Raw genomic sequence first — 14,216 nt, forward strand, 5'->3', positions numbered from 1 at the left:
CTGTTTTTTTGCATGATACTAATTATCTGATTACCATATAAATATACGAATTTATTCACAAAAAAACAAATTTAATCTGTTGATTTTCAAGTAATTAAACCCTTAACTTAATGACATTGCCCGCGCGAATCCCTTCGCGTGCAAACTAAAAATAAAAAATCCCGCTTTCGCGGGATTTTCTCTTATCTTCTTTTACGAGCGTCTTTGACCAGTTTTATAATTTCTTCTGATTTTGATTTCTCGGCGTAATCTGAGATGGTTAAACCGTTAGAATCTTCGGCTCTGTAATCGGCACCGTTTCTAATTAAGTAGGAGACAATTTCGGTTTGTTTGAATAGGATGGCGTACATTAAAGGTGTTGTCCCACGTTCGTCTTTTTTGTTAACGTCTACTCCTATTTCCACAAACTGTTGAACTTTTCCTAAATCGCCTTTACTAATGGCTACATTTAACTGGGATGGTGTTAGTTTTACAACGGCAACTGGTATTGTGTTTGTTGTTGTACTTTCACTTGCTTGTAACGCATTAGTAAACAACATAGCTACTGCGGGTACGATTACCCAAAATCTGTTCGTTTTTTTCATGATGATTGATTTTTAATGATTGATATGAATAGGACGAACCGAAAAGAATATCGTTACACTCGTACTACATTTCTAACAAAACTTTAACGAATGGGATAAAAAAAAGTCGGTGAAGTACCGACTTTTGCTTTTTACTGTATGATAGCTTATCTATTCTGTAAATAATTCAAAACGTTTTTCTCTATTCTTTCATTGATGTTGGAAATATCCGCTTTTACGAATTTTTCTCCAATGATGTTTTCAAACAATTCAATGTAACGTTCTGAAACCGTTTCGATGTATTCGTCTGACATAAACGGAATTTGTTGGCCTTCTTTTCCTTGGAACCCGTTTTCAATTAACCAACGACGTACGAACTCTTTTGATAATTGTTTTTGTTCTTCGTTGTTGTTTTGTCTTTCTTGGTAGCCTTCTGCGTAGAAATAACGAGAAGAATCAGGCGTATGGATTTCGTCGATTAATACGATTTGTCCGTCTTTAGTCTTCCCGAATTCGTATTTGGTATCTACTAAGATTAAACCGCGAGACGCTGCAATTTCAGTTCCTCTTTGGTATAACGCTCTGGTATATTTTTCTAAAACTAAGTAATCTTCTTCCGAAACAATTCCGTTAGCCAAAATAGCTTCGCGAGAAATATCTTCGTCGTGAGAACCGTTATCTGCTTTCGTAGTTGGCGTGATGATTGGTGTTGGGAATTTATCGTTTTCTTTTAAACCTTCTGGCATTGCTACACCGCAAAGGATTCTTCTTCCTGCTGTATATTCACGCGCTGCATGTCCTGATAAATATCCACGAATTACCATTTCTACTTTGAACGGCTCACATAAATGTCCTACCGCCACGTTTGGATCTGGAGTTGCTAATAACCAATTCGGTACAATATCGGAAGTTAATTCCATGAACTTCGTAGCAATTTGATTAAGAATTTGACCTTTATAAGGAATTCCTTTTGGTAAAACCACATCAAATGCCGAAAGACGGTCGGTAGCAACCATCACTAATAAGTCATCATTGATATTGTAAACTTCTCTAACTTTTCCACGGTAAACCGATTTTTGACCTGGAAAATTGAAATTGGTAGTAGTAATTGTATTCATTATGTTGTGTTGTTGTTTGTCGTGCAAAAGTAAACTATTTATTTTCTTTCAAAAAATGATTTCATAAAAAAAGAGCGTATCTAAAAGACTGATTTTGTCATTCCGAATTTAGTTCGGAATCTATAAATGATTAGAAACAATTATTTATAGAAGCTGAAACGAGTTCAGCTTGACAAAACTGGATTTTTAGATACGCTTTTTACTTCTAATAACGAAAATCGAGAACCGTTTTTTATTCCAATTTTCTTATCTCGATACAATTTTCTTCGAAAATCACTCGATATGACGAAAATTTATCATCACTACAATTTATTTAAACATAATGTTATACGTTACCCCAACACCTAAAGAACGAATAGCAATGTCTTCGGCAAAGGTATTTTGGTAATAGCCGTAGATATTCCATTTTTTGTTGTGATATCCGATTTGGGGATTAATATACAATCCGCCCGAATTATCAACGTTAGTTAGGAATCCGTAACCGAAATCGGCACCTACAAAAACGCCTTCGGTTTGAAAATAGTAACGAGCAAAACCAGCTAACGGAATCACTCCGAAATCATCCACCTCATCTTTTCCAAAAAAATGATTGTATCCAGAAGCAATACCAACACCAAAATGAGGTGTAAATAAATATTGTCCTCTTACATCTACTCCCACATTGAAAGACGAAATATCTTTTGCATCTCCCATAGGCACACCAGCAGTTAATCCTGCTTTAAACCAAGAATTCTTTGTGGTAATATCCACTTCAGGAATTTCTTGACCATAACTTAAACCATAACATAACGTGGCTAAAAACAAAACAACTTTTTTCATACTTGTAAATTTTAAGGTTTACAAGTATAACGAAGAAAAGCGGAGTTTTATTTTTTAAAAGGTGGAATTATAAGATTTTTTTAACTTTTATAAAAGTGTTTAAATATGTGAGATTAAGATGTGCATTACTTTAAAAATTTTCTCTCTTCAACATTTTCTAGAATACTAATTTGCTGAATTGCAATTCGGTTGAGTTTGATTAATCGTTCTTTTTGTGGAATTTTTTCGTCAATTAAAACGGCGTTTAAATTTTCCATATTACTCAAACTTATCAATTCATTAATAGTTGCATAATCACGCATATTCCCTTTTAAATCTGGGTTTTGTTCACGCCATTCTTTAGCAGTTATTCCAAAAAGTGCTACATTCAAGACATCTGCTTCGTTAGCATAAACTAAAGCGGTTTGTTGTAATGTTAGTTCTTGTGGGATTAAATTATATTTGATAGCATCGGTATGAATTCTATAATTAATTTTAGCCAATTCCCTTTTAGCAGACCAACCAATTTGTTTTTGTTCTTCTTCTTTAAGACGCTGGAATTCTTTAACGAGATAAAGTTCAAACTCTACTGAAATCCAACTTGCAAATTTGAAAGCAATATCTCTTTGAGCATAAGTACCACCATATCTACCTGATTTTGAAATAAATCCAACCGCATTTGTTGATGAAATCCATTTTTGAGGTGACATTGTAAAAGCGTTTAATCCTGCTTCTTTTTTAAACCCCTCGAATTCGAGGGGTTTAAAATTTGGATTGTGTATAATTTCCCAAAGACCTAAAAATTCAATGGTATTTCTGTTTCGCATCCAATTACCAATAGCTGCGGATGGGTTATCGGTTTTATATTTTGCAATATCTGTGATTGAAATATAATCATTTTCACTATTATTGATGATTGCTATCTCAGTTTCTTTTACATTTATTTTTGCCATAAATTAAACCCAACTACAACTATCTAATCATTATTCTCAATACTCTTATACGCATCAATAATTTTCTTCACTAATCTGTGACGTACGATGTCTTTATCATCTAAGTAAATGATTCCGATGCCTTCTACATCTTTCAATACTAAAAGCGCTTCTTTCAATCCTGAAATGGTTCTTCTCGGTAAATCCACCTGACCTGGGTCGCCCGTGATGATGAATTTGGCGTTTTTTCCCATACGCGTTAAGAACATTTTCATTTGGGAATGCGTCGTATTTTGTGCTTCATCTAAGATTACGAAAGCGTTATCTAACGTACGTCCACGCATAAACGCTAATGGTGCAATTTGAATGATGCCTTTTAAAATGTAATCTTCTAAAGTTTGTGGTGGCAACATATCTCTCAACGCATCATACAACGGTTGCATGTATGGATCTAACTTTTCCTTCATATCACCTGGAAGAAAACCTAAGTTCTCCCCTGCTTCTACAGCTGGACGCGTTAATATGATACGCTTGACTTGTTTTTCCTTCAAAGCTTTTACCGCTAAAGCGACACCTGTATACGTTTTTCCAGTTCCTGCAGGCCCAACAGCGAAAACCATGTCATTTTTGTGCACATAATCGACCAATTTTTGTTGGTTAGGCGTCATGGCTTTGATTAACTTTCCTCCTACACCATGCACTAAAATCTTATCGCGGTCGTGCATGTGTTCGGCATCATGTTGGTGACTTGTTTCTAAAACCCTCAAAATAACATTATCATCAATACTGTTGTAACGCGTAAAATGATGCATCAATCTTTTGAAGCGATTTTCAAACTCATCTAAGATTTCAGGTTCTCCAAAAGCTTTTAAAGTTGTACCACGAGCCACAATTTTAAGTTTTGGATAATACTTCTTAATCGTTTCAAGATGAGTATCTTGCGCACCCCAAAATTCTTTTGGAGCAATGTCGACTAATTCAATGATTCTTTCGTTCAAAGGCTTTCTTTTTTTAATTATTTTTGAAACGCTAAAATTATACTAGCTTTGCAATCAAATTTAGTAAAAACTACTGTTGCATTTTAAATAAGTTATAAACAAAATAATGTCAATAATTACGCTAATTACCGATTTTGGACACAAAGACTACTTCGTAGGCGCTTTGAAGGGAAAAATTCTATCGGAACATAAAGAAGCGGTTATTGTAGATATTTCACACGAGATTGACTTATTCAACACATTAGAAGCAAGTTACTGCATTGAAGCGGCTTATTCTAATTTTCCAAAAGGTACTATTCACATTATTGGTGTTGATAGCGAACGTGTAGGTGACGCCCAACATATTGCAATGCAATGGGATGATCATTACTTCATTTGTGCCGATAATGGGATTTTAAACACTTTGATTCAGAAAAAAATTCCTCAGAAAATTGTTGCCATTACCATCCACGATAGATTGAATACCGATGTTAGCGATATGGATGTTTTTGTAGCCGTTGCTTGTCATATTTCTAGAGGTGGTTTGTTGAATGTTATTGGAAAGGAAATTAAAACCTTAAAACCAGTCAATACACTAACTTCTATTGTATCAGATGACTTATCTGGAATAAAAGGACAAATCGTTTATATTGATTCGTTTGGAAATTGCGTTACTAATATTTCGCACAAACAATTTAACGAAACCATCAGAGGAAGAAAATTCGAAATCGTAATCAAAAACAAGAAGTTTAGTCGTTTGCACAAAAACTACTCCGATTTTCCGGTTTCCGATGTGAAACAATTGAAAGATTTAGAAGGTGATTTCTTGGCGTTATTCAATGAAAACGGCTATTTAGAAATTGCGATATATAAAAGTAATCCAAAAACGGTAGGTTCGGCAGCCACCTTATTAGGATTGCATTTTAGAGATACGGTATCCATTAAATTCAAATAAAATATGTTCATAAGAATTGTAAAAATGCGTTTTCAAGAAGATAAAATCGAAGCTTTTTTAAATAATTTTGAAGAAGTGAAACACCACATACGAAACTTCGAAGGAAACCGTTTCTTAGAATTGTATCAAGACAAAAACGACAAACGTATTTTCTTCACTTATAGTTATTGGGAAAACGAAGAAGCGTTAGAGAATTACAGAAAATCAGCTTTGTTTGATGGCGTTTGGAGTTATACTAAAACATTGTTTAGCGATAAGCCAGAAGCTTGGAGTGTGGATAGATTGGTTACATTAAATTAGAATTTAGAATTTAGAATTCAGAAATAGAAGTTGGAGTTGAGAGTTAAAAAACTTGAAACTTGAAACCTGAAACAAAAAATAAAAAATGAAAGCATTATTATTACGAGAAATAAAATCCTTTTTTGGTTCGCCGATTGGGTATTTAGTCATCGGGATTTTTCTTTTACTCAACGGATTATTTCTTTGGGTTTTTGAAGGCGAATTCAACATTTTAAACTCGGGTTTTGCCGATATGAGTCCGTTTTTCAAATTGGCACCATGGATTTTAATTTTCTTAATTCCTGCCGTAACCATGCGCAGTTTTTCAGATGAGAAAAAACAAGGTACGATTGAATTATTGTTTACCAAACCGCTTTCTAATTGGGACATCGTAAACGGAAAATTCATAGGCGCTTTAGTTTTAATCATTTTAGCGATTGTACCAACGATTATTTATGTGTTGACGATTTCTCATTTTGGAAATCCTCAAGGCAATATTGATATGGGAAGCACCTTAGGTTCTTACTTCGGATTATTGTTCTTAATTGCGGCTTACACAGCGATTGGAATTTTTGCTTCTACTTTATCAGACAATCAAATTGTAGCGTTTATAATTGCGGTTTTTTGTTGTTTCTTTTTCTACTTCGGATTTGATGGCATTGCGTCGTTCCTTGGAAATTACAGTTCGATGTTTGCTGCTTTAGGAATGGATTATCACTTTAAAAGTATGAGTCGCGGTGTGTTAGATACACGTGATATTGTGTATTTTGTTAGTGTGACGTTTTTATTTTTATCGGCAACGGTTTATCAACTTAAATCTTTGAAATGGTAATGAAGGAAAATAAATCAAAAGCTTTAAAGCAATTAGGAATTGTATTTTTAGCGATTATCGTTATCAATTTAATCAGCAACTTCTTTTTTAAGCGTTTCGACTTAACTCAAGACAAACGTTATACATTATCGGAAACAACTTTAAACATTATTGAAAGTGTAGATAGTCCGTTATACATTGAAGTGTATTTAGAAGGTAATTTTCCACCTGAATTCAAGCGTTTGCAAAACGAAACCAAACAACTTTTAGAGGAATTCACGGCTTATAATTCGAACATCATTTTCAACTTCAAAAATCCGATTGAAAAAGAGGAAACGCGAGTTGAAAAAATGAAAGAATTCTATGCAAAAGGCATGCAACCGCTTAGCATCACCGTGGAAGACAAAGGAAAGCAATCGCAAGAAGTAGTTTTTCCGTGGGCTCAAGCAACTTATGGTGATAAATTCACGAAAGTGGCATTATTGAAAAACTTAATGGGAGCTTCAACCGAGCAAAAAGTAATTAGTTCGGTACAGCATTTGGAATTTGGTTTTGCAGAAGCTATCAATAAAATTTCGAAAGAAAAACAAAAGAAAATTGCCGTAATCAAAGGAAATGGCGAGTTAATTGAACCTTTCATGGCTGATTTCTTAAGAACGGTTAAAGAAAGTTATTACATCGGACCTTTTACGTTAGATTCGGTAGCAAAGCAGCCTACTCAGACTTTAGAAGCGCTAAAAAAATACGATTTAGCTGTAATTGCAAAACCAACAGAAGCTTTCACAGAAGAAGAAAAACAAGTGTTAGACCAGTTCATCATGAACGGTGGAAAAACCTTGTGGTTAGTCGATGCAGTTTCAGCTGATATGGACAGTTTGTACAACGAAACCGGTACGATTTTAGCAGCGCAACGCGAATTGAATTTGACGGATATGTTCTTCAAATATGGAATTAGAATCAATCCGTTATTGGTAAAAGACGAATATGCAACGCCAATTAAATTAGCATCAGGAAATCAAGGAAGCGAAACCCAAATGCAAGAGTATAAATGGAAATTTGCTCCGTTTATCTATCCTACTTCAACCAATCCGATTGTGAAAAACATGGAAGGGATTAAGTTTGAATTTGCTTCCCCAATCGAAATCCTGAAAAACGATATCAAGAAAACCGTTTTATTGAGTTCGTCTGAATATTCGAAAACCATTGGAACACCAAGTCCGATTTCTTTAGATATGGTTACAGAAGAAACCACTCCTGAAGAATACGAAGGAAAAGGCTTGCTTCCAGTAGCAGTTTTAATGGAAGGGAAATTCAAATCGATGTATCAAAATCGTGTGTTGCCTTTCAAAGACAATTCGTTCCAAGCTACTGGAAAAGACAATAAAATGATTGTAATTTCGGATGGTGATGTGATTAAAAATCAATTAGACAAAGGCGTGCCATTAGAACTAGGTTTTGACAAGTGGACAAATCAACTTTATGGTAACAAAGAGTTCTTAATGAACTGCGTAAATTACCTTTTAGACGACAACGGACTTATTAACATCCGAAGTAAAGATGTTGATTTACCACTTTTAAATAAGGAAGAAGTGTATAAAAATTATACCATGGCACAAATGGTAACTGTCGGATTACCAATAGTTATTTTGGCTATCTTTGGATTTTTATTTACTTTCTTACGCAAAAGAAAATACAGCCGCTAGTTGTTGATAATTTGTTTTTGCGTTTGAGTAGAATTAGAATATATTTGTGAAATATAAAATCAAATCACGATTTTAAAATACAAGATGATGAAGTTTATAGTATCGAGTTCGTATTTATTAAAACAATTACAAGTTTTAGGTAGTGTTATCAACAGTAGTAACACCCTACCAATCCTTGATAATTTCCTTTTTGAATTAGACAACAACCAATTAAAAGTTTCAGCTTCTGATTTAGAAACTACGATGACAGCTACGTTAGAAATTGATTCTACGAGTCAAGGAAGCGTAGCTATTCCAGCGAAACTTTTATTAGATATCTTAAAAACATTCCCAGAGCAACCGTTAACGTTTACAGTAGAAGACAATTCAACTGTAGAAATTAGCTCAAACTCGGGTAAATATGCCATTGCTTATGCACCAGGAGAAGAATTCCCTAAAGCAGTAGTTTTAGATAATCCTTCAAAAACATTAGTTCCTGCGGAAGTATTAGCAACTGCAGTAAGCAAAACCATCTTCGCTGCTGGAAACGATGATTTACGCCCTGTAATGAGTGGTGTTTTCTTCCAATTTTCACCAGAAGGATTAATTTTCGTAGCAACAGACGCTCACAAATTAGTAAAATATGCTCGCACCGATGTAAAAGCATCACAAGTAGCAGATTTTATTATGCCAAAGAAACCTTTAAACATTTTAAAAGGAATTTTAGGCGCTTCTGATGCAGAAGTAGCTATCGAATACAACGATTCAAATGCAACGTTCTCTTTCGAGAATTATGTATTGACTTGTCGTTTAATCGATGGAAAATATCCAAACTATGAGGCGGTTATTCCAAAAGAAAATCCAAACAAATTATTAATCAATAGAGTTCAGTTTTTAAACTCAGTTCGTCGTGTGGCAATTTTTGCTAACAAAACAACGCACCAAATCCGTTTAAAAATTGCAGGAACTGAATTGAATATATCAGCCGAAGATATCGATTACTCTAACAAAGCAGACGAGCGTTTGACTTGTGATTACCAAGGAGACGACATGCAAATCGGGTTCAACTCACGTTTCTTAACCGAAATGTTGAATAATTTATCAAGTGATGAAATCCAATTAGAAATGTCGATGCCAAACAGAGCCGGAATTTTAACTCCAGTTGACGGCTTAGACGAAGGCGAAACCGTTACGATGCTTGTAATGCCAGTAATGTTGAGCAACTAATTCTAAATATTTGATTTTACAGTTTAACTGAGAATCTTATTACCAACCCTAACTAACTTAAAAACCACTTAGCTTTGCTTTGTGGTTTTTTAATTTTTAAAAAAGTTACCTTTAAAAATAACTTTTCCTATACAGAGAAATAGCTAAAACAATTGCTTACAAAGGAGATAATTTGTTTAAAAAAATTTATTTTTGAAAATCAAATACAATTCAACTATGCGTTTTCTTAAAATAAGTCTGCTTTTCTTTTCGATTTCTGTGTTTTCACAAAACAATTTTACAACACCTTTTGAACGAGGCAACGGCAATCAATCTACTACTTATGAAGAATGTATTGCGTTTTATGAAAAATTAGATGAAAATTTTTCCAATATTCAAATGATTCAAAAAGGCACCACCGATAGCGGAAAACCTCTGCATTTGGTACTTTTTTCAAGCGAAGGCAAATTTGATTTTGACGAATATTTCACTAAAAATAAAACTGTAATTTTAATCAACAACGGAATTCACGCAGGTGAACCTGACGGAATTGACGCTACCATGATGTTGATGCGCGATTTAGCTATGGGGAAAATCAAAACAGCTAAAAACACATTAATAGCTGCTATTCCGGTGTATAGTGTTGGTGGCATGTTGAATCGAAATTCGCATTCAAGAGCCAACCAAAACGGTCCGGAAGAATATGGTTTTAGAGGAAATGCGCGCAATTATGATTTAAATCGCGATTTTATTAAATCAGACACAAAGAATTCGAGAAGTTTTCAAAAGTTGTTTACCGAATTAAATCCTGATATTTTCTTAGACAACCACGTTTCTAATGGTGCGGATTATCAATATACGTTTACTTGTATTGCTACCCAACACGAACGTTTGGGAAACAAATTAGGCAATTATTTCATCAACGAATTATATCCTTCGGTGGTGAAAGACATGAACAAAAAGAAAATCGATGTCGTTCCGTATGTAAATGTGCACAGCACTACTCCTGATAAAGGTTTTGAGCAATTTACTGATACACCAAGATATGCGACAGGTTATTCGACTTTATTCCACACATTAGGATTTGTTCCAGAAACGCACATGTTGAAAGTATATAAAGAACGCGTGAAAGTGACTTACGAATTTATGGTCAGCACGATTAATTTCGCTGATACAAATTGGCAAAAAATCAAGCAAATTCGAAAAGACGCATTGAACGAATATCAAGTTGGGATGCAATATCCTTTGGATTGGGCAATTGACTCTACAAAAGTGTCTTATATTGATTTCAAAGGCTATCAAGGCGGATACAAACCAAGCGATATTTCAGGAAAAGACCGATTGTTTTACGATAAAAGTAAACCTTTTACCAAGAAAATTCCGTTTTATGGCAATTATAAACCTACGAAATTTGTAAGCATTCCGAAAGCGTATATTATTCCGCAATCGCAATGGCAAGTTTTGGATATTTTAAAATTGAACAATATCAATGCACATCGTCTTCAAAATGATACGATAATTGAAGTTGAATCGTATAAAATTGATAGTTATCAAACCTCAAAATCGCCATACGAAGGACATTACGGACATTACAATACGAAAGTGACAAAATCCACTCAAAAAATACAGTTTTACTATGGCGATTATGTGTTTTATACGAATCAACCTGGAGTAAAATACTTAGTGGAAACTTTAGAACCAGAAGCAGTGGACAGTTACTTCAATTGGAACTTCTTCGATCCTATTTTACAACAAAAAGAGTATTTTTCGAGTTATGTTTTTGAAGATTTAGCCAAAGAATTTTTAGATAAAAATCCAAAAATCAAAGCCGAATTAGAACAAAAGAAACAAAACGACAAAGCTTTCGCTGAAAACGGCGCAGCACAATTGGATTGGGTGTACAGACAATCGCCTTATTATGAAAAAGCGCATTTGCAGTATCCGGTTTATAGAGTGAAATAGATAATGTGTCAATTAGCAAATGTGTCGATGAGTATGAATTGACACATTGGCTAATTATCAAATTGACACATTAGAGTTCTCAGCTTCAAACAACAACTTAATATTCTCGTACGAGTTCTCTAATAAAAACTTAATATCTTTTGGATTTACCCATTCTACTCGTTCGATTCCTTCATCGGCTTGACCTTGTGGTGTGCCTTCGTATTTGGTGCGCATTTCAAACCATTGCGTAATTTTTAGTTTGTAGCGACCGTTGCGTTTGAAAATATGGTAGGTTCTTTGTAGTTTTTCGGTGATGACTAAACCGGTTACGCCCGTTTCTTCTTCTACTTCGCGCATAGCGGTTTCTTCGATGGTTTCGTTTTTTTCGGTGCCGCCTTTTGGTAAATCCCATTTGCCGTTTCTGAAAATAAAAAGCACATCGCCGTCTTTGTTGTAAACCAAGCCTCCACCTGCTTTTTCAACAGGTAATTTAGCACGAAGTGTTTTCATGATTAACTTTTCATCGGGATGATACAGAAACGCTTTCTGAATTTTATTCTGAAAAATTTTAACAATCAACTTCTTGATATCAACACTTTCTAATAAAAAAAGTTTGAAATCGGTCTCCTTTTGAACTTCATTTGTCAAAAAAAGTGGCTTATCGTTCACAAAAACTTTATACATTTGCAATATGATTTTTAATAACAACACAGCACAACAAACAGCCGAATTGCTTTTACAAATAAACGCAATTAAATTAAATTCTAAAAATCCTTTTACGTGGGCTTCAGGCTGGAAGTCTCCGATTTATTGTGATAACCGCATAATCCTTTCATTTCCAGCGGTTAGAAATTATATTCGCGATGAATTTGCCAAACATATTGAAGAAAAATTTGGTAAACCCGATGTAATTGCAGGCGTTGCAACTGGCGCAATTGGAATTGGTATACTTGTTGCAGAAGCAATGGGACTTCCTTTTGTATACGTTAGACCTGAACCAAAAAAACACGGAAGACAAAACCAAGTAGAAGGTTTCTTGCAAAAAGGACAAAACGTGGTAGTCGTAGAAGATTTAATTTCAACAGGTGGAAGTAGCCTATTAGCAGTTGAAGCTTTACGCAACGAAGGCGCCAACATCAAAGGAATGGCAGCCATTTTCACCTATGGTTTTCCAGTATCAAAAGAACGCTTTGAAGCAGCTAATTTGGATGTTTTTACCCTAAGTAATTACGAAAGCTTATTACAAAAAGCAGTAGACAAACAATATGTTTCCGAAAACGAATTGGAAACATTAAGCGCTTGGAATGCTAATCCTGCTGAGTGGAATGCAGAAGTTTAGTTTCATCCTTTTAAACTCTTAACCTTTTAAACTTATAAACAAAAAGATATGAACTTAGAAAGTCCAAAAGTAAACGTAGCAAAATCGGCTGAATATTTATTCAACGCTTTAAACGACGTAAAGAATTTCGAAAAATTAATGCCTGAAAATATTGCAAAGTTTGAAGTAATCGATGAAAATTGCTTTGAATTCGGCTTAAAAGGAATGCCAGAAATTAAATTGATTAAAAAAGGCGGAACTCCAAACTCACAAATTGTTTTAGGAGCAGCTTCAAGTAAATTGCCTTTTACCTTAACTGGAAACTTAAACGCAATTGATGCTGATAACACAGAAGTTCAATTAGCTTTTGAAGGTGATTTCAATCCGATGATGGCCATGATGATCAAAGGACCTATCACAAAATTTATTGAGACATTGGCTCAGAATTTGGGGAAATTGTAATTTCCAGATTTAAATAAAAATGAAAGTCCGTTTTAAAACGGACTTTTTTTATGCAGTTTTCAAAGCTTCAATCAACAAATCGATATCTTCTTTAGTATTGAAATGGCTAAAAGAAATTCGTAAACTCGGTTTTTTAGCTTCTTCTGGTGATAAAAACTCGGCTAAAACGTGAGATGGTTTAATACTTCCACTTTGACAAGCACTTCCGCGAGAAACCGCTATTCCTTTCATATCTAATGTGAATAACAACATAGAAGTCTTTTCTTCTGATAATGGTAATTGAACATTCAAAAGATTATAAAACGTATTTTCTCCGTTGATTTTAACATCTGGAAATATCTTTTTTAATTCTGAAAAGCAATAATTCTTTAAATCAGAAATATAGTTGGTATCATTTTCTAAATTTTCGTAAGCCAATTCTAATGCTTTTGCCATTCCCACAACTTGATGTACGGCTTCTGTTCCAGCACGCATCCCTTTTTCTTGTTCACCACCAAAAATCATCGGTTGCAACATCGAATTCTTTTTAATGTATGCAAACCCTACTCCTTTTGGCCCATGAAATTTATGCGCACTCGCTACTAAAAAATCAATTCCCAAGTCTTGTACATCTAAATTCGTTTTTCCAACAGATTGTACCGTATCGCAATGAAAAAGTGCTTTCGCATACTTGCACAAGTCCGAAACGCGTTTGATGTCTAAAATCGTTCCTATTTCGTTATTTACGTGGATTAGCGAGACTAGAGTTGGAACATCTGAATGTAATTTATCAGCAAAATCATGGTAATCGATGTTTCCGTTGGATAAAATCGTAACATATTCAACTTGAATTCCGAATTCCTTTGCTAAATGTTCGACAGTATGTAACGTAGCGTGATGCTCGATTTTAGTTGTTATAATGCGTTTAATTCCCAAATCTTTTACTGCGTTTGTAAGAATCCAATTCGTAGCTTCTGTTGCGCTTGACGTGAAAATAATTTCTGAAGCTTGTGCATTTAGTAATTTCGCAATGGATTTTCGCGATGATTCTAACAAAGTCTTGGCGCTTCTCCCAAAACTATGCGTTGAAGATGGATTTCCAAAATCGTTTTGTAAAACATTCATCATAGCAGTAATGACTTCTGGATGAAGAGGCGTGGTTGCGGCGTTATCTAAATACACTTTTTTCATT

At 34.5% G+C, this 14,216-nt stretch carries 15 protein-coding genes; 8 read left to right on the forward strand and 7 right to left on the reverse strand.

Annotated elements, in window-relative coordinates; translation table 11 throughout:
• Window positions 1–182 precede the first annotated feature (182 nt).
• From ACE3PD_RS09400 to ACE3PD_RS09420, 5 genes are all read right to left on the reverse strand, one after another.
• Window positions 183–584 (reverse strand): ankyrin repeat domain-containing protein, encoded by a 402-nt coding sequence (locus ACE3PD_RS09400; protein ID WP_374401793.1) that lies wholly within the window; start codon window positions 582–584, stop codon window positions 183–185.
• Window positions 585–730: 146 nt separating this feature from the next.
• On the reverse strand, window positions 731–1,681 hold the full coding sequence (locus ACE3PD_RS09405; protein ID WP_374401795.1) for a phosphoribosylaminoimidazolesuccinocarboxamide synthase: 951 nt from the start codon (window positions 1,679–1,681) through the stop codon (window positions 731–733).
• Between the two features lie 309 nt (window positions 1,682–1,990).
• Window positions 1,991–2,500 carry a hypothetical protein gene (locus ACE3PD_RS09410; protein WP_374401797.1) on the reverse strand — a complete coding sequence of 170 codons (510 nt, stop codon included), beginning with the start codon at window positions 2,498–2,500 and terminating at the stop codon, window positions 1,991–1,993.
• Window positions 2,501–2,625: 125 nt separating this feature from the next.
• Window positions 2,626–3,432: a KilA-N domain-containing protein gene (locus ACE3PD_RS09415; RefSeq protein WP_374401799.1), complete on the reverse strand. Its 807-nt coding sequence runs from the start codon at window positions 3,430–3,432 to the stop codon at window positions 2,626–2,628.
• A gap of 23 nt (window positions 3,433–3,455) precedes the next feature.
• Window positions 3,456–4,409 (reverse strand): PhoH family protein, encoded by a 954-nt coding sequence (locus ACE3PD_RS09420; protein ID WP_374401802.1) that lies wholly within the window; start codon window positions 4,407–4,409, stop codon window positions 3,456–3,458.
• 106 nt (window positions 4,410–4,515) lie between these two features.
• Here ACE3PD_RS09420 and ACE3PD_RS09425 point away from each other — a divergent pair, with 106 nt between their 5' ends.
• From ACE3PD_RS09425 to ACE3PD_RS09450, 6 genes are all read left to right on the forward strand, one after another.
• Window positions 4,516–5,343: an S-adenosyl-l-methionine hydroxide adenosyltransferase family protein gene (locus tag ACE3PD_RS09425; RefSeq protein WP_374401804.1), complete on the forward strand. Its 828-nt coding sequence runs from the start codon at window positions 4,516–4,518 to the stop codon at window positions 5,341–5,343.
• A 3-nt stretch (window positions 5,344–5,346) separates the two neighbouring features.
• Window positions 5,347–5,643, forward strand: coding sequence for a putative quinol monooxygenase (locus ACE3PD_RS09430; RefSeq protein ID WP_374401806.1), 297 nt, complete (start codon window positions 5,347–5,349; stop codon window positions 5,641–5,643).
• 85 nt (window positions 5,644–5,728) lie between these two features.
• Window positions 5,729–6,454: a gliding motility-associated ABC transporter permease subunit GldF gene (gldF, locus tag ACE3PD_RS09435; RefSeq protein WP_374401808.1), complete on the forward strand. Its 726-nt coding sequence runs from the start codon at window positions 5,729–5,731 to the stop codon at window positions 6,452–6,454.
• Window positions 6,454–8,136, forward strand: coding sequence for a gliding motility-associated ABC transporter substrate-binding protein GldG (gene gldG, locus ACE3PD_RS09440; RefSeq protein WP_374401810.1), 1,683 nt, complete (start codon window positions 6,454–6,456; stop codon window positions 8,134–8,136). The genes gldF and gldG overlap by 1 nt, the downstream gene beginning before the upstream one ends.
• A gap of 87 nt (window positions 8,137–8,223) precedes the next feature.
• The gene (gene dnaN / locus ACE3PD_RS09445) at window positions 8,224–9,342 is read left to right on the forward strand and encodes a DNA polymerase III subunit beta (RefSeq protein WP_374401812.1); all 1,119 of its coding nucleotides are present in this window, start codon (window positions 8,224–8,226) and stop codon (window positions 9,340–9,342) included.
• A 216-nt stretch (window positions 9,343–9,558) separates the two neighbouring features.
• Window positions 9,559–11,283, forward strand: coding sequence for a M14 family zinc carboxypeptidase (locus ACE3PD_RS09450; RefSeq protein WP_374401895.1), 1,725 nt, complete (start codon window positions 9,559–9,561; stop codon window positions 11,281–11,283).
• Window positions 11,284–11,340: 57 nt separating this feature from the next.
• Here ACE3PD_RS09450 and ACE3PD_RS09455 read toward each other — a convergent pair whose 3' ends face one another.
• Complete coding sequence (locus tag ACE3PD_RS09455; protein WP_374401816.1) at window positions 11,341–11,949, reverse strand: NUDIX hydrolase; 609 nt, start codon at window positions 11,947–11,949, stop codon at window positions 11,341–11,343.
• Window positions 11,950–11,956: 7 nt separating this feature from the next.
• On the opposite strand from ACE3PD_RS09455, the gene pyrE reads away from it, so the two are divergent.
• Both pyrE and ACE3PD_RS09465 read left to right on the forward strand, forming a co-directional pair.
• Window positions 11,957–12,604: an orotate phosphoribosyltransferase gene (pyrE, locus tag ACE3PD_RS09460; protein ID WP_374401818.1), complete on the forward strand. Its 648-nt coding sequence runs from the start codon at window positions 11,957–11,959 to the stop codon at window positions 12,602–12,604.
• Window positions 12,605–12,652: 48 nt separating this feature from the next.
• Window positions 12,653–13,045, forward strand: coding sequence for an SRPBCC family protein (locus ACE3PD_RS09465; RefSeq protein WP_374401821.1), 393 nt, complete (start codon window positions 12,653–12,655; stop codon window positions 13,043–13,045).
• Window positions 13,046–13,093: 48 nt separating this feature from the next.
• On the opposite strand, the gene ACE3PD_RS09470 is transcribed toward ACE3PD_RS09465, so the two are convergent.
• A complete protein-coding gene (locus tag ACE3PD_RS09470; protein WP_374401823.1) occupies window positions 13,094–14,215 on the reverse strand; it encodes a cysteine desulfurase family protein in 1,122 nt (373 codons plus the stop codon).
• Window position 14,216 lies beyond the last annotated feature (1 nt).

It is taken from the genome of Flavobacterium sp., assembly GCF_041911335.1.
GTDB lineage: Bacteria > Bacteroidota > Bacteroidia > Flavobacteriales > Flavobacteriaceae > Flavobacterium.